This is a genomic window from Novacetimonas cocois, assembly GCF_003311635.1.
Lineage (GTDB): Bacteria > Pseudomonadota > Alphaproteobacteria > Acetobacterales > Acetobacteraceae > Novacetimonas > Novacetimonas cocois.
Genome location: NZ_QEXL01000006.1, coordinates 95,094 through 114,354 on the forward strand (window position 1 = coordinate 95,094; position 19,261 = coordinate 114,354).

Annotated in this window: 21 protein-coding genes, 1 tRNA gene and 1 other RNA gene; 11 read left to right on the top strand and 12 right to left on the bottom strand. The window is 63.2% G+C overall.

Annotated elements, in window-relative coordinates:
• Position 1: 1 nt before the first annotated feature.
• The 4 genes from NJLHNGOC_RS05830 (at position 2) to NJLHNGOC_RS05845 (ending at position 1,956) form a co-directional block, all read left to right on the top strand.
• Entirely contained in the window at positions 2 to 343 is a 342-nt protein-coding gene (locus NJLHNGOC_RS05830) for a cell division protein ZapA (RefSeq protein WP_113595538.1), read from the top strand.
• Between the two features lie 9 nt (positions 344 to 352).
• A non-coding RNA gene (gene ssrS, locus NJLHNGOC_RS05835) (6S RNA) lies at positions 353 to 512 on the top strand.
• 4 nt (positions 513 to 516) lie between these two features.
• Positions 517 to 1,122: a 5-formyltetrahydrofolate cyclo-ligase gene (locus NJLHNGOC_RS05840; protein WP_113595539.1), complete on the top strand. Its 606-nt coding sequence runs from the start codon at positions 517 to 519 to the stop codon at positions 1,120 to 1,122.
• 18 nt (positions 1,123 to 1,140) lie between these two features.
• Positions 1,141 to 1,956 (top strand): TIGR00282 family metallophosphoesterase, encoded by an 816-nt coding sequence (locus tag NJLHNGOC_RS05845; RefSeq protein ID WP_113595540.1) that lies wholly within the window; start codon positions 1,141 to 1,143, stop codon positions 1,954 to 1,956.
• Positions 1,957 to 2,172: 216 nt separating this feature from the next.
• On the opposite strand, the gene NJLHNGOC_RS05850 is transcribed toward NJLHNGOC_RS05845, so the two are convergent.
• The 6 genes from NJLHNGOC_RS05850 to NJLHNGOC_RS05875 form a co-directional block, all read right to left on the bottom strand.
• The gene (locus tag NJLHNGOC_RS05850) at positions 2,173 to 3,633 is read right to left on the bottom strand and encodes an AMP nucleosidase (RefSeq protein WP_113595541.1); all 1,461 of its coding nucleotides are present in this window, start codon (positions 3,631 to 3,633) and stop codon (positions 2,173 to 2,175) included.
• Positions 3,634 to 3,749: 116 nt separating this feature from the next.
• Positions 3,750 to 4,898, bottom strand: coding sequence for an energy transducer TonB (locus NJLHNGOC_RS05855; protein ID WP_113595542.1), 1,149 nt, complete (start codon positions 4,896 to 4,898; stop codon positions 3,750 to 3,752).
• A gap of 173 nt (positions 4,899 to 5,071) precedes the next feature.
• On the bottom strand, positions 5,072 to 5,863 hold the full coding sequence (locus NJLHNGOC_RS05860; RefSeq protein ID WP_110560577.1) for an alpha/beta fold hydrolase: 792 nt from the start codon (positions 5,861 to 5,863) through the stop codon (positions 5,072 to 5,074).
• A 22-nt stretch (positions 5,864 to 5,885) separates the two neighbouring features.
• On the bottom strand, positions 5,886 to 6,908 hold the full coding sequence (locus NJLHNGOC_RS05865) for an NAD(P)H-quinone oxidoreductase (protein ID WP_206059721.1): 1,023 nt from the start codon (positions 6,906 to 6,908) through the stop codon (positions 5,886 to 5,888).
• Between the two features lie 262 nt (positions 6,909 to 7,170).
• Entirely contained in the window at positions 7,171 to 8,631 is a 1,461-nt protein-coding gene (gene glnA / locus NJLHNGOC_RS05870; RefSeq protein WP_113595543.1) for a type I glutamate--ammonia ligase, read from the bottom strand.
• A 121-nt stretch (positions 8,632 to 8,752) separates the two neighbouring features.
• Positions 8,753 to 9,091, bottom strand: a complete 339-nt coding sequence (locus NJLHNGOC_RS05875; protein WP_110527826.1) for a P-II family nitrogen regulator — start codon at positions 9,089 to 9,091, stop codon at positions 8,753 to 8,755.
• Positions 9,092 to 9,287: 196 nt separating this feature from the next.
• On the opposite strand from NJLHNGOC_RS05875, the gene NJLHNGOC_RS05880 reads away from it, so the two are divergent.
• Complete coding sequence (locus NJLHNGOC_RS05880) at positions 9,288 to 10,463, top strand: aminotransferase (RefSeq protein ID WP_113595544.1); 1,176 nt, start codon at positions 9,288 to 9,290, stop codon at positions 10,461 to 10,463.
• 87 nt (positions 10,464 to 10,550) lie between these two features.
• A tRNA-His gene (locus NJLHNGOC_RS05885) sits at positions 10,551 to 10,626 on the top strand.
• Positions 10,627 to 10,671: 45 nt separating this feature from the next.
• On the opposite strand, the gene NJLHNGOC_RS05890 is transcribed toward NJLHNGOC_RS05885, so the two are convergent.
• Positions 10,672 to 11,580: an NAD(P)H-binding protein gene (locus tag NJLHNGOC_RS05890; protein WP_239021362.1), complete on the bottom strand. Its 909-nt coding sequence runs from the start codon at positions 11,578 to 11,580 to the stop codon at positions 10,672 to 10,674.
• 39 nt (positions 11,581 to 11,619) lie between these two features.
• Entirely contained in the window at positions 11,620 to 12,996 is a 1,377-nt protein-coding gene (locus tag NJLHNGOC_RS05895; protein WP_239021363.1) for a hypothetical protein, read from the bottom strand.
• Between the two features lie 187 nt (positions 12,997 to 13,183).
• On the opposite strand from NJLHNGOC_RS05895, the gene rplM reads away from it, so the two are divergent.
• Complete coding sequence (gene rplM, locus NJLHNGOC_RS05900) at positions 13,184 to 13,666, top strand: 50S ribosomal protein L13 (RefSeq protein WP_110527817.1); 483 nt, start codon at positions 13,184 to 13,186, stop codon at positions 13,664 to 13,666.
• A gap of 5 nt (positions 13,667 to 13,671) precedes the next feature.
• Complete coding sequence (rpsI, locus tag NJLHNGOC_RS05905) at positions 13,672 to 14,175, top strand: 30S ribosomal protein S9 (protein WP_113595545.1); 504 nt, start codon at positions 13,672 to 13,674, stop codon at positions 14,173 to 14,175.
• Between the two features lie 374 nt (positions 14,176 to 14,549).
• Here rpsI and NJLHNGOC_RS05910 read toward each other — a convergent pair whose 3' ends face one another.
• Positions 14,550 to 14,822, bottom strand: coding sequence for a hypothetical protein (locus NJLHNGOC_RS05910; RefSeq protein WP_113595611.1), 273 nt, complete (start codon positions 14,820 to 14,822; stop codon positions 14,550 to 14,552).
• A gap of 195 nt (positions 14,823 to 15,017) precedes the next feature.
• Positions 15,018 to 15,863, bottom strand: a complete 846-nt coding sequence (locus NJLHNGOC_RS05915; protein ID WP_113595546.1) for a DNA/RNA non-specific endonuclease — start codon at positions 15,861 to 15,863, stop codon at positions 15,018 to 15,020.
• An 84-nt stretch (positions 15,864 to 15,947) separates the two neighbouring features.
• Here NJLHNGOC_RS05915 and NJLHNGOC_RS05920 point away from each other — a divergent pair, with 84 nt between their 5' ends.
• Entirely contained in the window at positions 15,948 to 16,136 is a 189-nt protein-coding gene (locus tag NJLHNGOC_RS05920; RefSeq protein ID WP_133258671.1) for a hypothetical protein, read from the top strand.
• Between the two features lie 23 nt (positions 16,137 to 16,159).
• On the opposite strand, the gene NJLHNGOC_RS05925 is transcribed toward NJLHNGOC_RS05920, so the two are convergent.
• Positions 16,160 to 16,732: a hypothetical protein gene (locus NJLHNGOC_RS05925; protein WP_113595548.1), complete on the bottom strand. Its 573-nt coding sequence runs from the start codon at positions 16,730 to 16,732 to the stop codon at positions 16,160 to 16,162.
• A 301-nt stretch (positions 16,733 to 17,033) separates the two neighbouring features.
• On the opposite strand from NJLHNGOC_RS05925, the gene NJLHNGOC_RS05930 reads away from it, so the two are divergent.
• Positions 17,034 to 18,422 carry an NAD-dependent succinate-semialdehyde dehydrogenase gene (locus NJLHNGOC_RS05930; RefSeq protein ID WP_113595612.1) on the top strand — a complete coding sequence of 463 codons (1,389 nt, stop codon included), beginning with the start codon at positions 17,034 to 17,036 and terminating at the stop codon, positions 18,420 to 18,422.
• A 179-nt stretch (positions 18,423 to 18,601) separates the two neighbouring features.
• On the opposite strand, the gene NJLHNGOC_RS15610 is transcribed toward NJLHNGOC_RS05930, so the two are convergent.
• Positions 18,602 to 18,811: a hypothetical protein gene (locus NJLHNGOC_RS15610; RefSeq protein WP_133258672.1), complete on the bottom strand. Its 210-nt coding sequence runs from the start codon at positions 18,809 to 18,811 to the stop codon at positions 18,602 to 18,604.
• A gap of 54 nt (positions 18,812 to 18,865) precedes the next feature.
• On the opposite strand from NJLHNGOC_RS15610, the gene NJLHNGOC_RS05935 reads away from it, so the two are divergent.
• Complete coding sequence (locus NJLHNGOC_RS05935; protein ID WP_110527799.1) at positions 18,866 to 19,099, top strand: hypothetical protein; 234 nt, start codon at positions 18,866 to 18,868, stop codon at positions 19,097 to 19,099.
• Positions 19,100 to 19,261 lie beyond the last annotated feature (162 nt).

Sequence of the window (19,261 nt, forward strand, 5' to 3'; positions counted from 1 at the left end):
GATGGGACAGGTGACGGTACGCATCAACGGATATTCCTATACCGTCGGATGCGAGGAAGGGCAGGAACAGCACCTGCAGGCGATGGCGCAGGAAGTGGAGCGGCGAATCGACCGTATCCGCGCGCTGGGCGGTCACAGCGGCGAGGGACGGCTGCTGGCGCTGGCGGCGCTGCTGATGGCGGACGAGATCCATGACCTGACGGCGGAAAAGATGTCCGCCGACACCGCCCACCAGCTGGCGCAGGGCCGTCAGGCCCGCGTCGAGAACGAGCGGCGTCGCGATCAGCTGGCGCATCTGGTGGAACGTGCGGAAAACATTGCAGCCGCCCTCGAACGTGACTAGATAACAGGTGCGGGGCTGCCGGACGCGTCAGGCAACATTCAACCCCTGGGCCGATAAGCACTTCCTAAGGGAGCTGGCACTGTCGTGACCGTGGTCACGTTACCTGGCGCCCACCTGCACCTGCAGGTCCGGGAGGGCTGATAAGACCAACGGTCATGGTGGCTCCGTAATTCATGACGATATCCCCTGATTCCGATTCGCCCGCTCTGGCGCGGGCCAAGGCCGAACTGCGGCGGCAATGCCGGGCACGACGGGAAAATACCCCGCTCACGGCGGCCGGGGAACATGCCCTGCGCGCGGGCATCCTTGCCTGTGTGGATCAGGTCCCGGTTGGCAGTGCGATCGCCCTGGTCTGGCCATTGCCGGGGGAAATCGACCTGCGGCCGGTTTTCATGCCCCTTCACCACCGTGGCTATCGCGTCCTGCTGCCCTTTACGCCGCCACGGGGGCAGCCGCTGTCGTTCCATCACTGGCACCCTGACGTGACGATGTGCAACGGCCGATTCGCGACATGGCATCCCGACGGGCATGCCCACCGGCCCGACATGGTGTTCGTGCCGCTGCTGGCCTTTGACAGGCGGGGCGGCCGGCTGGGATACGGGGGGGGATATTACGATCGCACGCTTGCGCGGCTGCCCCATGCGATTGCGATCGGCTATGGTCTCGCCACGCAGGAGGTCGCGCACATTCCCATGGGCCCGCATGACGTGCCGCTGTCGGGCGTTGTGACGGAGCGCGAACGGATCGCGTGTCATGGTGATGCGCCCCTGCGCGGGTAAAGAGGAAGGTCGGGTTTTTTGAGGATACTGTTTCTGGGCGACATTGTCGGCCGCGTCGGCCGCGAGGCGGTGATTGACCGCCTGCCGGGATTGCGTAACGAGCTGTCGCTGGATCTGGTGGTGGTGAACGGGGAAAATGCCAGCCACGGCTTTGGCCTGTCCCCGGCCATCGGCCGTGACCTGTTCGCGGCGGGCGCCGATGTCATCACGCTGGGCAATCACAGCTGGGACCGGCGCGACATGATCGGGCATATCGATGCCGAACCCCGCATCATCCGTCCCGCGAACTATCCCCCCGGCACGCCCGGACAGGGCAGCGTGGTGGTGGAACTGGTCAACGGGCGCAGGGCGCTGGTCATCAGCGTCATGGGGCGGCAGTTCATGGATGCGATGGACGATCCGTTCCGCGCGGTGTCGGACATCCTGTCGCGCCATCGGCTGGGGGTGACGGTGCAGGCCATCGTGGTCGATATCCATGCTGAGGCGACGAGCGAGAAATGGGCCATGGGCCACATCTGCGACGGTCGCGTGTCGCTGGTGATCGGGACGCATACCCACACGCCAACCGCCGATCATCGCATCTTCCCCAATGGAACGGCGTTTCAGACCGATGCGGGGATGTGCGGCGATTATGACAGCGTGATCGGCATGGGCAAGGATGCCGCCATCGCGCGGTTCGTGCGCAAGATGCCGGGCGAACGCCTGCAACCGGCGGAAGGCGATGCCAGCATCGCGGGCATGATGGTGGAAACCGATGACGCGACCGGCCTTGCCATGCGCATGGCCCCGTTGCGGCTGGGTGGGCATCTGGCGCAGACGCGTCCCGATTTCTGATGGCGTGGGGACAGCCCTGTCGCGCGGATGTCAGCCGTCCGCCATCCCCTGCGCGCGGCAGGCAGGGGCGACATGGGTGATGTCCTGCCGGGCTTCGTCATCCACATTGTAGCGGAATTCGCGGGGGCTGGGTGCGAAACGCCGTCAGCCGCAGGACGCGAAAGCACGCGGCGTTCCGCCCGTCCAGACGGCGGATGGTGATTGCGGACACGTCCATCAGCGAAAGGCCGGTTCGTAAAAACCCCGCAGCTTGCGCGAATGCAGCCGGCCCACGCCCTGCGCCCGCAGCTGGCGCATGGTCTCGATCCCGACAATCAGATGCTGGCGCACGCGTTCGCGATAAAAGGCGTTGGCCATGCCACGCAGCTTCACCTCCCCATGCAGGGGCTTGTCCGAAACGCACAGCAGCGTGCCGTAGGGGACGCGGAAACGGAAACCGTTGGCCGCGATGGTGGCCGATTCCATGTCTACCGCGATGGCGCGGGTCATGTTGATGCGGGTGAACAGTGCCTCCAGCCGCAGTTCCCAGTTGCGGTTGTCGGTGGTCATGACCGTGCCGGTGCGCAGCCGGGTCTTGAGCTCCGCATCATGCAGTCCCGTCACCCGTTCGGCCACCTCCTGCAGGGCTGTCTGCACCTCCGCGATGGGGGGAACCGGGACCCATGGCGGCAGGTCCTCGTCCAGGACGTTGTCATCGCGCAGATACCCGTGGGCCAGCACATAATCGCCCAGCCGCTGCGTCCGGCGCAGCCCGGCACAGTGTCCCACCATCAGCCAGCAGTGCGGCCGCAGGACGGCGAGGTGGTCGGTAATCGTCTTGGCGTTGGCCGGTCCCACCCCGATATTGACCAGCGTGATGCCATCCCCGTCCGGGCGGCACAGGTGATAGGCCGGCATCTGCGGCAGGCTGCCCGCGCTGCCCTGCGGGCGGGGGGATGCCCCCCTGCGGTGGATCGTGCTTCCCGGTTCGACAAAGGCATCGTATTCGTCGCCTTTGTCGACCTGCGCATGGCCATATTCGCGAAAGGCATCGACATAGCGCTGGTAATTCGTCAGCAGGATGAAACGCTGGAAATGCCCCGGGGCCGTGCCCGTGTAATGATGCAGCCGCGCCAGCGAATAATCGGTGCGTTCCGCCGTGAACAGCGCCAGCGGGCGCGGCGTGCCGGGACGTGGCACCTGTTCGCAGTTGGCGATGGAATCGTCGGTCATCCACAGGTCCGGCAGCGCGAAATGCTGCTGCAGCCATGCCATGTCCGCCTCCGTCAGGGAGGTGACGGCATCTTCCATCACATAGGACAGCGGAATGGGCCGCCGCGACCGTCCCACCAGCACGGGCTGGCGGTAATGGCGCAGCAGGATATCGATCTGTTCGCGCCAGTACTCGCGAAACAGCGCCGGGTGCGTCAGGGTCGTGCCGTAAAATCCGGATTCAAGGACAATGTCGAAAGGGGGGCGCGGCATGTCGGCAGGCAGCCCGCTTTCCTGAACGAACGCGAGGTAGGGATACACCCCCTGTGCCAGATGGCGCGTATCGCGTGTCGCAAAGGCCTTGCGCAGCAGGTGTGCCGCCGTGTCGTACAGGTCGGTAATCCGTGCCACCGCCGCATCGGCGTCGTCAAAGGATTCGAAATCCGTCCCGACCTCTTCCAGCAGGCGCTTTGTCGTCGGTGTCATGGCGCTTCCCCTTGCTCTGGTGGGGAAACTATGAAGAGGGCGGAAAAAACAATCAACTAACACGGCACGGGGCTGCCGCGCCCGTCCGGGATTTCCTTACCGGCGCGGCAGGCCGGTCAGTGGCGGATCAGGATATAGTTGATCGTAAGGTCGATATCGAAATGGTCCCCGGCCATGTCCGGCGGCACGGGCGGCAGCTGCGCATTGCGGAACATCCCCACCGTCGCGGCGTCAAGGTAGTACGATCCCGACTGCCCCGTCAGGCGCACCTTCGCCACCTGTCCATTGCGGTCCAGCACGACATGCACCGATGACGGCCCTTCCTCGCCCGCGCGGGCGGCCTCTTCGGGGTAGTACATGTGGCTGCGGATCCACTGATCCAGTTCGGAGGCGTAATCGTCGCTGACGCCATGAATCTGCGTGTTGGTGGAATAGGGGGAATTGATCTTCCCGTTGCTGACCAGCGGCCCGACGGACAGATCGATGGGCGAGCCGGAACCGCCCGCGCGGCCATGGCGGCTGCGGTGCGGCAGCGGCGATGGCGCGAATGACAGGTCCATCGGCGACTGCAGCGACGAATGCGACTGGCTGGAGGCATGATGGCGCGGCTGCTGCGCCGCATGCGTCGAATGGCCGGGGCTCTGCATGCCCGGATTGAACTGCTTCTGTTCCGTCGACTGCGGCACCGACAGGTCGGAGGGGGCCTGCGTCAGCGGCGGCGATGACGGGGTTTCCGGCGTCGGGACGTTGGGCGAGGGGGAGGAATCCTCGCTCTGTTCCTTGGGGGTCGGGGTGCTTTCCGTCGTGCTGTGCTGGCTTTCCTTGCGCGGCGCGTCGGCACCCCCGGCCATGTCGGGGGAGGACTGTCCCTGCATCCCGCTGGATGACGGGGGGGAGAATACCATCTCCACCTGCGGGGATTCGGAAGAGGAGGACGGATCGCCGTGGGGATTGTGGTGCGCGGAACTGATGAGGATGGCGCACAGCAGCGCGGTATGCAGCGCGATGGAGATGGCGGCGGCCTTGCCGGCCCCCGGTTCCTCCAGCGTGTCGGGACGGATCAGTCCCGAGGTAACGGGACGCAGCCCGCGATAGCCGGGGGGACGGGGAACAAGGTCGGGCGATTCAAGCCGTTCGTCCTGACGGGTATGGGACCGCGATGGCGTGACAGGCGGCGCGGGGCGGACCGGCTCGTCCCCGCGCGGGATCAGTACGGGTTCCACGGCATGGCGGTACCGGGAAGAAGGACTGAGTGTCACCGACATGAAAGGGCGCGTTTCTCCGCCTTGGGGTGGCTGCTGTGATCGCAAGACAGGTTGCCGCCACTATCGTGCCATTACCTGTCCCGGCTTGCCAGCATAACTGCGGGGACGGGTCACGATGTCAAGAGCGATACAACATGTGGCCGCGTGTCTTTTCCCGTGTCGGTAGCGTTGTGTCAGTAGCGTTCGACGAAGCGTTCCAGAAGTTCGGCGAAGCGGTCGGGGTTTTCGACATGCAGCCAGTGCCCGGCCTTTTCGATCAGTTCAAGCCGGTGGTTGGGAAACAGGCGGCGCATCGTCGTGAAATGTTCCGCCCGGATATAGGGGGAATTCTCCCCCGCAAGGAACAGCGTCGGCCCCGGATAGCTGTAGCCCTCGGGGATGTAGGGCCAGCTTTCGACATTGGGCATCGATTCCACGATTTCGCGCAGGCCGATGCACCAGTCGGGGTTTTCCCCCACCCGGATGTTCTGCAGCATCAGCGCGCGCACGTCGGCATTGGGAATGTAATGCTGCAGCAGCAGGTCGGCCCCCGCCCGGTTGAGGAAAGGGGGAAAGGGCACGTGGAGCATCTGTTCGCCCAGCCCGAACTGCCCGTGGCCGGTACGTGCGGGCGGAATGTCCGCGACCAGCAGGCTGTGCACCATGCCCGGATGCATCAGCGCCAGCGTCATCGCGACCTTGCCGCCCATGGAATGTCCCACCAGCGTCGCGGGCAGGGCGTCGTGATGGCCCAGCGTTTCCAGAAGGTCGGCGGACATCACGTTGTAATCCATCAGCCCGTGCGGGCTTGCACCATGATTGCGCAGGTCGATCGCCAGCGTGCGGCGCGTGCGCGCCAGGCGCCGCTGGAAAAAGCCAAGGTTGCGTGCCCGTCCGAACAGCCCGTGCAGCAGGACAACCGGTGGTCGGCCCGCATCCCGCGTGGATGCTTCCTCCGGCCCCCGTTCAATCACATTCAGCAGCACCGCGATTACCTTGTCCCTGGATTCAAGATGTCTGGAGATTCAGGAGGATTTTCCCCGAATGCGTCCCATTTTCCATCAGCTTATGGGCATCCACGACCCGCGCAAGGGGGAAGGTGGCATGGATGAGCGGACGGACGGCCTTTTTTTCCAGAAGTGGCCATACATGCTGTTCCAGCTGTCTTGCGATTTCCGCCTTGTAGGCGCTGCTGCGTGGGCGCAGCGTCGTGCCGGTCACCACCAGGCGTCGCGTCATGATCCGCGCCAGACCGACATTTTCAGCCCGCGCGCCACCCTGCAGCGCGATGATCACCAGCCGCCCTTCCGGCGCAAGGCACTTCAGGTTGCGCTCCAGATAGGAACCGCCGATCATGTCAAGGATGATGTTCACCCCCTTGCCATCGGTCAGTTCGGCAATGCGGGCGACGAAATCCTCCGTCCGGTAATTGATCGCCGCGTCCGCGCCGATGGCGGTGCAGAGCTCGGTCTTTTCGGGGGTGCCGGCGGTGACATAGGCAATGCCGCCCATCTGGCGCACCAGCTGGATCGCGACCGTGCCGATGCCGCTGCTGCCGCCATGGATCAGGACACGATCCCCCGCGCGCATGGACGCGGTCATGAAGATGTTGGACCAGACAGTAAAGAACGTCTCTGGCAGGGCGGCCGCGTGCAGGGCATCGAACCCCGTCGGCCACGGCAGGCACTGCCCGGCGGGAACGGTGCAGTACTGGGCATATCCCCCGCCATTGGACAGGGCGCAGACACGCGCGCCCAGGGCGGGGAAGGCATCATCAGGGATGCCGGGGCCACGGGCGACGACCGCGCCCGCGATTTCCAGCCCCAGGATCGGGCTTGCCCCCGGTGGCGAGGGATACAGCCCCTGGCGCTGCATGATGTCGGGGCGGTTGACGCCCGCCGCCATCACGCGCACCAGCACTTCCCCCTCCTTCGGGGCGGGAACGGGCACGTCGCTGAGGGTCATGACATCGGGGGTGCCGGGATCGGCATAGGTGACGGCCTGCATCATGACCGGCAGGGTGGGGTTCATGATCATCCTTTCGTCGGTATTCCGGGCAAGGTGGCGTAACCCCGTCGATAACACATCGTGGCGTAATATCATGCCCCGATCATGCGGCGTCCCGATGACATGTCTGCGTGCATGGCGTGCGGTGCCGTCCTGAGCAACGTCGCGCCCGAAGCGGGGTTCGGGCATCGGCGCATGAAAATCGGAAGATCAAAAAAGGCACCGGGATCGCATGATCCCGATGCCTTGCCATGTCGTGCCGCAGGGAATGCGGAACGCGCGGTCCTCAGACCGAGTAGTACATCTCGAACTCGGCGGGATGCGGGGTGTGTTCGAACTTGAACACTTCTTCCCACTTGATCGCGCAGTAGCTTTCGATCTGGTCCTTGGTGAACACGCCACCGGCCAGCAGGAACTCGTGGTCCGCTTCCAGCGCCGTCAGCGCTTCACGCAGCGATCCGCACACGGTCGGGATCTGCTTCAGCTCTTCGGGGGGAAGGTCGTACAGATCCTTGTCCATCGCGTCGCCCGGATGGATCTTGTTCTTGATGCCGTCCAGACCCGCCATCAGCATGGCCGAGAACGCAAGGTAGGGGTTCGCGGTCGGGTCGGGGAAGCGGACTTCGACGCGCTTGGCCTTCGGGCTGGTGGCGTAGGGGATGCGACACGACGCCGAACGGTTGCGCGCGGAATAGGCGAGCAGCACGGGCGCTTCGAATCCGGGGATCAGGCGCTTGTAGGAGTTGGTGGACGGGTTGGTGAACGCGTTCAGCGCCTTGGCGTGCTTGATGATGCCGCCGATGTAGTACAGCGCCTCGTCCGACAGGTCGGCATAGCCATTGCCGGCAAAGGTCGGCTTGCCCGCCTTCCAGATCGACTGGTGGACATGCATGCCCGATCCGTTGTCGCCATAGATCGGCTTGGGCATGAAGGTCGCCGTCTTGCCATAGGAATGGGCGACGTTGTGCACGCAGTACTTGTAAATCTGCATGAAATCGGCGGACTGCACCAGGGTGGCGAACTTGGTGCCCAGCTCATGCTGCGACTGCGCGACCTCGTGGTGGTGCTTTTCGATCGGCAGGCCCATCTCGCCCATCGTGGTCAGCATTTCGGCGCGCAGGTCGCTTTCGCTGTCGACGGGGGGGACCGGGAAATAGCCACCCTTGACGCCCGGGCGATGGCCCATGTTGCCTTCGGGATAGTCCTTGAGCGAGGCGCCGGGGCCTTCCATGCTTTCAAGTTCGTACTTGCCGAAGTTCGGACCCGTGCCGAAACGCACGCTGTCGAAGATGAAGAATTCGGCTTCCGGGCCAAAGAACGCCGTATCGCCCAGGCCGGTGGACTTCAGGTAATGTTCCGCCAGCTTCGCCGTGGCGCGGGGGTCACGGTTGTAGAACTGCCCGGTGGAGGGTTCGACGATGTCGCAGATCAGGATGAGCTGCGGCTTGGCCGAGAACGGGTCCATGACCGCCGTGGCGGGGTCGGGCAGCAGGATCATGTCGCTTTCGTTGATGGCCTTCCACCCGGCGATGGACGAACCGTCGAACATGAATCCCTCGCGGAAGGTGTCTTCCTCGATGGTGGAGACATACTGCGTCGTGTGATGCCACTTGCCGCGCGGGTCGGTGAAACGCAGGTCCACCATCTCCACGGCGTTTTCCTTGATCAGGCTGAAGACCTTGGCGATGGCTTCAGCAGACACCCCTGATGTCGGGGAAGAAGGGGTACCCGATGCTTTTTTTGGCATTGTTCTCTACCTGCCTGTGGTGAACGGTCCCGCAAGGATGATGCGGATACCGAAACGGTTACGGAAAAGGAATGGCCGTGTCGAGGGGACCGTACCGTCCCGCTGGACGGGACAGGCCATGTCAGACGGCATCCTCGCCATGTTCGCCGGTACGGATACGGATTACGTCTTCCACCGGGGAGACGAAGATCTTGCCATCGCCGATGCGGCCCGTGCGGGCGGCGGCGATGATGGCCTCGATCGCGCGGTCGGCCAGATCGTTCGAACACACGATTTCAAGCTTCACCTTGGGAAGGAAATCGACGATGTATTCGGCGCCACGATACAGCTCGGTATGACCCTTCTGCCGGCCGAACCCCTTGGCTTCGGTCACGGTAATGCCCATCAGGCCGATTTCATGAAGGGCTTCCTTCACTTCATCAAGCTTGAAGGGTTTGATGATGGCCTCGATCTTTTTCATGCCGCGTCGTCAATCTCCAGTCTGGCGGACCGGCGGCATTCCGGTACCGGATCGTATTCCTGCGGGAACGGACGCAGATGCCGTTTCAGCTTCTTTTCCGCTACAGGTTTGCACGGGTTGGGATTTCAGGCAATCGGATGATATGCCAAAAATCGCAAGCCCGGCGTTATTGGCGCCCCTGGACAGGATGTCAGGTATGAAACCCGCGAATGCGATGCTGTCGGCCCTGCCGACGACCATTTTTTCCGTAATGTCGGCGCTGGCGGTGGAATATGACGCCGTCAATCTGGGACAGGGATTTCCCGATACCGAAGGGCCGGCCGACCTGATCGACGCGGCGGCCGCGGCCCTGCGTGACGGGCGCAACCAGTACCCGCCGCTGACGGGCGTGCCGGAACTGCGCATGGCGGTGGCGTCGGCCAACGCGCGGTTCTGCGGGATAGAGGTCGACCCCGCGACGGAGGTCGTGGTGACCTGCGGCGCGACCGAGGCGATCACGGCCTCGCTGATGGCCCTGGTCAATCCGGGGGATGAGGTGGTCGTGTTCGAACCGCTTTACGACACCTACCTGCCGGTGCTGCGCATGCTGGGCGCGGTCGCGCGCCCGGTGCGCCTGCTGCCGCCGCACTGGTCGCTGCCGCGCGCGGAACTGGCGGCGGCGGTCGGCCCGAAGACCAAGGCGATCCTGCTCAACACCCCCATGAATCCCACCGGCAAGGTCTTTACCCGCGCGGAACTGGAATTCATCGCCGATCTGATGGTCCGCCATGATGTCTATGCCGTCTGCGACGAGGTGTACGAGCACCTGACATTCGCCCCGGTGCGCCATGTCGCGCTGATGTCCCTGCCGGGCATGAAGGCGCGCACCATCCGCATCGGCAGCGCGGGAAAGAGTTTTTCGATGACGGGCTGGAAGGTCGGCTATGTCACCGCGCCCGCGCCGCTGGCGGCACTGGTGGCAAAGGCGCACCAGCTTTTGACCTTTACGGTCGCGCCAAACCTGCAGCGCGCCGTCGCCATCGGGCTGGAAAAGGACAGCGACTATTTCCTCCAGCTTTCCGAAAGCATGCGGCAGTCGCGTGACATGCTGACCCGGGGGCTTCGCAGTGCCGGCTTCGAGGTCCTGCCCTGCGATGGCAGCTATTTCGTCATTGCCGATTTCGCGGGGCTGGGATTCGCGGGCGACGATGTCGCGTTCTGCGAGGCGATGACGCGCCGGCTGCGGGTGACGGCCATTCCCGTCTCCGCCTTCTATGACCCTGACGGCGGCCCCGGCCCGCGTACCCTCGTGCGCTTTGCGTTTTGCAAGCGGCCCGAAGTCATTGCCGAGGCGGTCAGCCGACTGGCCCGCGTGGATGATCTGAGGGGATGAGGACGGGGGCGGGACACCAAACGCCGCGCGGCGGGAAAAGGGTTATTGACGTCGTGCATCAGAGCCTCTAAATCACCCCTCGTTGCGGCGGATGTAGCTCAGTTGGTAGAGCGCCAGGTTGTGGTCTTGGATGTCGCGGGTTCGAGCCCCGTCATTCGCCCCATCATTTCCCTCTGAAATTTCCCAATCGAAATCAGGTGCCGCGCCGTCATGTCCGCGCGGGTTGCGTCTCTGCGCGCAATGCGGTCAGGAACCTGCCGAGTCCTTCATCGGGCGTAAGGGGCGTAAAGCCGAGTGCCGCGCGCATCGGGGCAATGTCGAAGGCCTTGTCCTCTCCCAGACGGCGGATTTCCGCCGGGGTGACGCGGGGCAGGCCAGGCAGGGGCGGCATCAGGCGGCTCAGCCCCATCAGCAGCGGCGCCGGCACGTTGACGACCGGGCGCGGACGCAGCCCGGCATGACGCGCGACAAGGGTGGCAAGCACGCGATAGGGAACGGCCTGCCCGCCCGCAATCACCAGCGTATGTCCCCCGCGCCATTCGCGCGCCAGCGCCGCCATGATCGCGCGCGCGACATCCCCCTGAAAGATTGGCTGCACCAGCGCCCGCCCGCCCGAAGGCAGCGGCAGGACAGGCAGGCGCCGGATCAGGCCCAGCAGGCGCTGGATGTTGTTTTCCCCCTGCGCGCCGTAAATCATGGTCGGGTGGAGCATGACGCCGTTGCGACCCGACGACAGCAGCGCCTGCTGTCCCTGCGCCACGTCACGCCCATGCGCATCGGGCCAGCGGGTGAACATCCGCGTGCTGCCCAGACAGACCAGCGAGGCCCCGGGCGGGGCGGCCGCCACGATGGCCGCGACATGACGGGCATGCGCGGTGGAAACGATCCGTCGCGCGTCGCGCAGTGCCGCAGCCAGCGTGCCGTCGGTGGAGGTAAGCTCGATTCGCCGTGCCTGTCCCGGCAGGCCCGTCGCACGCCACCGGCCGAGATCACGCACCAGTGGGACAAACGCAATGCCATCCTGATGCAGCGCCATGCACAGCGCCCGGCCCGAGCGGCCTGACGCCCCGATGACATGCACCGGCCCCTGCATGGCAGGGACGGGGGACACGGACATCAGGGCGCCATCATGATGTGAAAGCCTCAGGGCGTTGAATCAGGGCGTTGAAATCGTAAGACCCAGCGGGGCGGCGATGGACGGGTCGCTGGCCATCGACAGGGCGACGCCGATCATCATCAGGTTGACCGGCTTCATCGGGCGCAGCGCCAGCTGAAGCGGATGATCCGCAGGGGATTGCAGGAAACGGCCCAGCGCGCGCATCGAGGCGTCATCGGAAGCAGACAGGCTGGCGAGCAGCGTCTGGCGGTAGGCATCCACCGGCGTCTCGCGGCTGCGGGCAAGGGCTTCGATCACATGGCTGGCCAGCGAGCGATCTTCCCACGTGATGGCCGCCGAGACGACGCGCGCGGTTTCGGGCACCACCAGCATGTCGTCAAAGGGAATCTGGTCCAGTTCCGCGATCACCGTCAGGTTGCCCATGTCCGGCGACTCCACCGTCATGGGTTCCAGCCGCAGGTGCCCCGCGCTGCGGTCGCCCGCGCTCACCACATGCACGTTCCCCATGAAATGGTCATAGCCGAAAGCATTGAGGAGCGAGATGCTGTCCGTTCCCGTGGACCAGATCGCAAGATTGGTCAGGCGCGAATCCATCTTGTCCTCGACCTCGGTCGAAGTGCGCGACGAGACAAGGCGGTCCACCTGCAGCAGCGGGTGGGAGCTTTCGATCACGCCCTTTTTCAGGTCCACCCTGTAGGGGTGCGTCTCATGCACCAGATGGCCCGACTGGATCAGGCTTGCGACCTGTCCGGCGAAATCCGGGCCATCAAGCTCAAGATGGTCCACCGTGATGCGGCGCGTGGGCGTAAGGTTGATCTGCGTTGCCAGATGGTCGAGGTCGAGGTGCGATGCCTGTCCCAGCCCGTAATGGTCCACGCGCATGTGGGCCACGGTCATGTCGGTCTGCGTGGCGGGGGCGGCGAGGTGGAAGTTGGTGAAGACCCCTTCACCCAGCACCAGCGAATCGAAGCCCAGCGACTGGGGCGCGTTATCGACGGGCCGCGCGCCATTGGGCAGGGTCAGGTCAGACAGGTCCACCTCGTCGAGGGAGAAGGTATTGCCCCATGCCATGACCTGCACCTTCTGCAGGATTAGGCTGCCGATCTTTTCCCCCTGGACGTTGTTTCCCTTCATGCCACCCAGCCGCACGTTGGCGGCCGTCAGCGTCATGACGGGATTATGATAGGTGACGGAGGTAAAGCGGGCGCCGCGCGCAAGGGTGCGGGGTTTCGCAGTCGCGTAGCTGAAGCTGGCGTTCGGCCCGATGGCGGCGCGGAAGTCCGCGATGCCGGCCTCCAGCCTGCGCTGGGCGAAGTGATGGAGGCCCCAGCTGCCCACCACAAGGACAAGTGCGACCATCGGTAAGGCGGGAAATATTTTCTTCACGAGCGCGGTGTCCACAGTGATCTCTTGCATGTCAGCTATATCATTCACAGGGGGCGGGGCAATCTTCTGGCGTCAAATATTGTGGTATCATGTTACCACATGACGATTTTCTGCGGAAAAGCGCCGGAAAATCGCATTGTCCTCTTGACGTTCGTGTTGCGTCCGGATGATAACGCGCCACCCGTTACCGCTCATATCAAGACGGAACACTGAATCCATGAAGACCACACTTTCCCTGAAACCTGCCGAGGTGACACGGGGCTGGACCCTGATCGACGCCGAAGGTCTGGTCCTGGGCCGGCTGGCGGCCATCGTCGCACAGCGCCTGCGCGGCAAGCACAAGCCGCAGTTCACCCCCCATGTTGATTGTGGCGACAACATCGTCATCATCAACGCCGAGAAGGTCCGCCTGACCGGCAACAAGGTGGCGCAGAAGCTGTTCCATTACCACACGGGCTATCCCGGCGGTATCAAGCAGCGCACGATCACCCAGCGCCTCGAAGGCAAGAACCCCGGCCATGTCGTGCGCAAGGCTGTCGAGCGCATGATCACCCGCGGTCCGCTGCAGCGCGCGCAGATGAAGCACCTGTATGTCTATGCAGGCAGCGAGCATCCCCACGAAGGGCAGAAGCCGCAGGTTCTCGACGTTGCGGCGCTGAACCGCAAGAATTCCGTTTCCAGCAACAAGAACGGGGCCTGATCTCCATGTCTGAAACCCAAGAACGTACAGGCACGCTGGCCGATCTGCAGGGAGCAGTCGCGTCGGGTCAGATCGAATCTACCGAGAACGCGGCCCCCGTTTACGAAGCCAAGCGCGACGCGCAGGGCCGTTCCTATGCCACGGGTCGTCGCAAGGACGCCGCGGCACGCGTGTGGATCAAGCCGGGCAAGGGCGACATCATCGTCAACGGCCGTCCGGTCGGCACCTATTTCGCCCGTCCCGTCCTGCGCATGCTGATCACGCAGCCGTTCCTGGTTGCCGATCGCTATAACCAGTTCGACGTTTACTGCACCGTGACCGGCGGTGGCCTGTCGGGTCAGGCGGGTGCGGTCCGTCACGGCATCAGCCGTGCGCTGACGCATTACGAACCGGCCCTGCGTGGCATCCTGAAGGCCGCGGGCTTCCTGACGCGCGATCCGCGTGTTGTCGAACGCAAGAAGTACGGCCGCGCCAAGGCACGTCGTTCCTTCCAGTTCAGCAAGCGCTGATTGCATATCCTGCGGCATCTTTTCCGGCACATGTCGGGAAGATGCCAAAGGTCAGGCGATTATCACGACGGGGTGGGCCGCATGCGGTCCGCCCCGTTCGTGTTTTCCGGCCATTTTCCAGACCCGGTATCCGGGTAGTTGTGAAAACGCATACCCTCCTGCCGCATCGGCCCTTTGCCGGGCTTTCATGAACAGGTTGTTCGTGCCCCTTGTGCATGCAGCTTGGGATGTTGTCTGAAAACACTCTGCTGATAAAAAACAACAGAAGTTTCCGGGGGATTTTTTAAAGTGGCAGCGGTGTTCAAAGCTTTTTGAAAAAAGCTTTACCAAAAACTTTTATGATTTTTGGGTGTTGTCGGGGTTCAGGCAGCCTTTTACATGAACGGGTTGTCCACCTTGCCTGCCTTGCGTGGCGCCGGCTTGATGGCGGTGGGCAGGTCCGGCGTGGATTGCAGCCTGTCCACGACGGACTGCAGGAACGTCAGCAGGTCCTGCGCCCGGCGTAGCCCGGCCTTGTCGCGGGTCAGGTCCGTCTGTCCATAAAAGGCGATGCTGTCGGTGCCGTTTTCAATGGTGATCCCGTCAAGTGTGCATGACGCGCTGTCATCGGCAAAGGGAACGATGGCCGGATGTGAGGCCTGTTTCATGTCTGCAATCTCCACGCTCGGGTGTCAGAACCATAAAAGCTGCCTGAAAATACTCTGTTGATGAAAATGACAGAAGTTTCTGGGTGTCGCCTTTTTTCAAAAAGGCGATGTCCTCATGACACCATCTGCAACAGGCTTCGCCAGGGATTTTTATGGCTTCAGGCTATTACGGAACATTCTTTCTCAAACAGTTTCTCATATATGACGGTAATGCCGGGTCCGGCGACGATGCGCATGGCGTCGTGATGATCGCCGCGATGATCCATGCCAGACGGTCCGTATGGGCAGGGTGATATAGGTCTGTTTCAGCGCGGGTGGCAGTGCCGGGAACGGATCAACCCCCACCGTTTCGATCAGGGTCGCGATCGTGACGCGATGGCAGGCGGGCGTGCGCACTGCGTTGCGGCAGACATAAACGCCCGCCACCTGCTGGCGCGGGTCATAGACCGCTTTCCACGTCGATGTCGGAACCAGAACCCGGTCGCTTCCGATGGTGGAAAGGCGGCGCGTATGGAATGCCGGGCCGGTCACGACATAAACTTCGCCATCGCGCAGGGTCAGGCGGCGCACGGCGCTTTCGATTTCTTCCCACCGTCCACGGTTGAGCGCGGCCGTCTGCGGCACGACGTTCGACAGGCGAAAGCTTTCTTCCTGCGTGGCGTCATCCGGCATGTCGCCAGAGGGGGACATATGCCCGCGGTCATATCCCGAATGGACATAATCCGACAGTTCGGCGCGCGCATTGGCGGGCAGGCGCTCATCGGGCTGGAATTCCCCGCGCCGGGGCGTGGCCTGTGCCTGTCGTATGACACTGGCCGTCAGGTGTTCGGCCGACCAGATCGGGTCGCGCGCAACACCCGAATACAGGACCACGAACGCGCTATTGCACAGCAGACGCGTCTGCGCACTCAGCTTTTCGTTGGTCAGGGCCGGCAGGCGATTGCCCGGCCCCATGGAGGCGCACGGTTCCGCCCATGCCGGGCCTGCCGTTCCCAAGACCACTATCAGGAACGACAGGAAACGAAAGGGAAGGCTTTTCATGCAAGGACCGTGGAGCGGGGCGAGTGGTGCCATCCTGTCATGTCTGTTAATCACGGATGCGGCAGAAAAGGGATGGTGAACGACATGACTGACTCCCCGCATACGCGGTATGTGCATGCCCCCGACCCGGACAGGGTCATCATGCGGCGACGCGAAAAACCGTTGACCCCGCTTCAGCGCGCGCTGCAGGTCGGTGTCAGGATCGTGGTGCTTCTTCTGGCCTGCCTGGCGATGGGGGACATGCTGTTACACTGGTTTCACGGCACGCGATAGGAACGCGCAGGGGGCGCCCGCCCTCAGGACGGGCCGCTCGCCGGGATGTCCTCACGCGCCAGCGCCATGGTGATATCAAGCGTTTCCTGATTGACCTGCGCGTCAAAGATGCGGTCCGCTGCCACGGCCTGTTCGCTGGATACCATGTCGCCGAATTTCAGGTTGGGCCAGTCGATGTGGTCATGGGCGGCCCGGCTGAATTCAAACGACAGCATGGGATGGGACGTCATGGCCCCCGACGGGTCGGCGGCGATGTAATCCCATACGAAGCGGCAGCTGGCGGGCGCGCCAGCCTGCGTGAACAGGGCGTGGACAAAGCCGGGGCTGACATCGGTCTGCAGCGTGTTCATCAGGTAATGCGGCGTGCTGCGGATCAGTTCGGGCGTCAGGCGGGTGCTGAAGATTCCCGCGGAAATCATCCGGGGCATCTGCGCGATGAAACGCGCCTGATCGATCGTGGCATGCACGGTGCAGCCCTGTCGCACATGTTCGATCCGCGCGGTGACGCCCCACGCCTGCGCCATCGAATTCGGCGGCAGGATTGGCGCGGGATAGGGGGCCGCATGGGCATCCGCCAGTGTAAGCCCCACCGCCATCGCGATTGCGCCACCTGTGGCGAATCGGAACCGCGACAGCCCCCGCGAATGTTCGGATAGGAACAGAAACGAGCAAATCCGCATTAAAATTTTTATTAAACTTTCCCCGGAATCACCGCCCGGTGACCGATTGTTGCGCCACGTCATATCCAAAAATCCAGCACCCAGAAGGTAAAATCAGCCCTGCGGAGCGGCCGGTGCCACGGCTTTTGCAAAAAAGCGCCGTCCGCCGTGGGGTCATGCCCGCCACCATGGGACATATGCCCTTTTCTTGGCGGTTTTGATGTGTCAAAGCGAAGTCATGGCATACATTACCACAAACCCCTATACCAACGAAGTTGTCGCCCGTTTTCCCGATCTGGAGGATGCCCAGGTCGAGGTCCTGCTCGCGCAGGCGGTCGACACTTTTGAGAAGTGGTCGCGCACCTCTTTCGCGGAGCGTCGCGCCATCATGAAAAAGGCGGCATCCCTGCTGCGTGAGCAGGCGGACCATTACGCCTCCCTGCTGACGCTGGAAATGGGCAAGCTGGCACGCGAAGCACAGGGCGAGGTCAGGCTGTCGGCCGACATCCTTGACTACTACGCCGACAATGCGGAGCGCTTTCTTGCCCCGGTTCCGCTGAAGGAAGCGGAAAACAAGCATATGCGCCCCATGATCGTCAGCGACCCGATTGGCGTCCTGCTGGCGGTGGAACCGTGGAATTTCCCGTATTACCAGCTTGCCCGCGTTGCCGGGCCGCAGCTGATGGCGGGCAATACCGTCATGGTGAAGCATTCCTCCATCGTGCCGCAGTGCGCGGCGGCGTTTGACAAGCTGTTCCATGATGCCGGCGCGCCGGCCGGTGCCTATACCAACCTGTTCGCCACGCGCGATCAGCTCAACCACCTGATCGAGGATCCGCGCATCGCCGCGGTGTGCCTGACGGGCGGTGAGCGTTCGGGTGGCCATGTCGCCGCGCGCGCGGGCAAGAGCCTGAAGAAGACGACGCTGGAACTCGGCGGGGCCGACGCGTTCATCGTGCTGGACGACGCCGACCTCGACAAGACGGTCAAGTGGGCCGTCTGGGGACGCCTCAACAATGGTGGCCAGTGCTGTGTCGCGTCCAAGCGCTTTATCGTGGCCGAATCCATTGCCGACGAGTTCATCGCCAAGTTCAAGGCGGCGCTGGACAAGCTGGTCGCGGGCGATCCGCGTGATCCGGCCACCACCCTGCCGCCGATGTCCTCCCAGGGGGCGGCGGACGAGCTGAACGAACAGGTTCGCCAGGCGGTCGCCAATGGCGCGCGCCCGCATTATTGCGGGGCGGAGGTGCCGAAAAAGGGTGCGTTCGTCCGTGCGACCATCCTGACGGATGTGGCGCGTGACAACCCGGCCTATTTCCAGGAATTCTTTGGCCCCGTGGCCATGGTCTTCCGCGTGGGCAGCGATGAGGAAGCGATCGCGCTGGCGAATGATTCCGAATTCGGGCTGGGCGGTTCCGTCTTTACCCGCGATGAGAAGCGCGGCGTGGAAGTGGCCCGTCAGGTGCGCACCGGCATGGTGTTCATCAACCATCCGACATGGACGGCCCCGGAACTGCCGTTCGGCGGCATCAAGAAGTCGGGCTATGGCCGGGAACTTTCCGGTCTGGGCATCGACGAGTTCGTCAACAAGAAGCTGATCAACGTCGTCGATATCGACGCGCCGTAATCAGGCAGGCCCTGCGGGTGGGGAGGAATTTCCACCCGCAGGTTCGCGCATGATTTCGAATGACGATCTGTTTCGAAATCGTCATTAAGTAAAAAGCAAACAAAGACATAAAAAAGACATAATACCCCGCTTTCTGAACGCATGTTTCAAAAGTATATCCGGGGTGTTACTTTAAAAATTCACATCAAAATATTGTTTTTCCGATTGAATGCATCCGCGTGATAGGCAATATGCGTTGACGTGTCCGTATGCATGCGGCCCGGATGGGCGGCGCGCATGTTGACATGAACATCACGTGGTGCGCGGCCGACAGGCCCCAACACCAGTGACGGCAATGAAAAAGATGAACCGGAACCCATAATTCGGAAGCTTGCCGGAACAGCGGGCATCCCTGTCCCGTTTACGGGTTTTCGCTTAACCGGCCATGATAAGGCAGGATATCCATGCTTGATTCACAGATTATCGAAATAGACGGAATTTTCGTTGGAACGGCGATCCAGATGGACCAGAACCAGAGCCGCCGTTTTTATGCCACGCATGACCGGGTCAGGTCGCTGCACAATATGGTGGTGCCGGACATCGCGGCCCTGAAAAACCGCGTGGCCCAGACATTCCGCCGCATGGCGCATGGGGAAATGGGCGGATTTTCCCGCCTCAGGCCGCAGGGACAGGCATAGGCCCCGGCCCGGCAGCCCCCATTGGCGGGGCATCATGCTGCCTGCCAGGCCCCGCCGTTGAAACGGCTGCATGGCTGATGCCGCATCCGCCTGCCGTTTCCCGGGGCATGGCACAAGGAAACCGGGAGGTCTTTTTGCAGTATATCCTGATGATGACGGGCA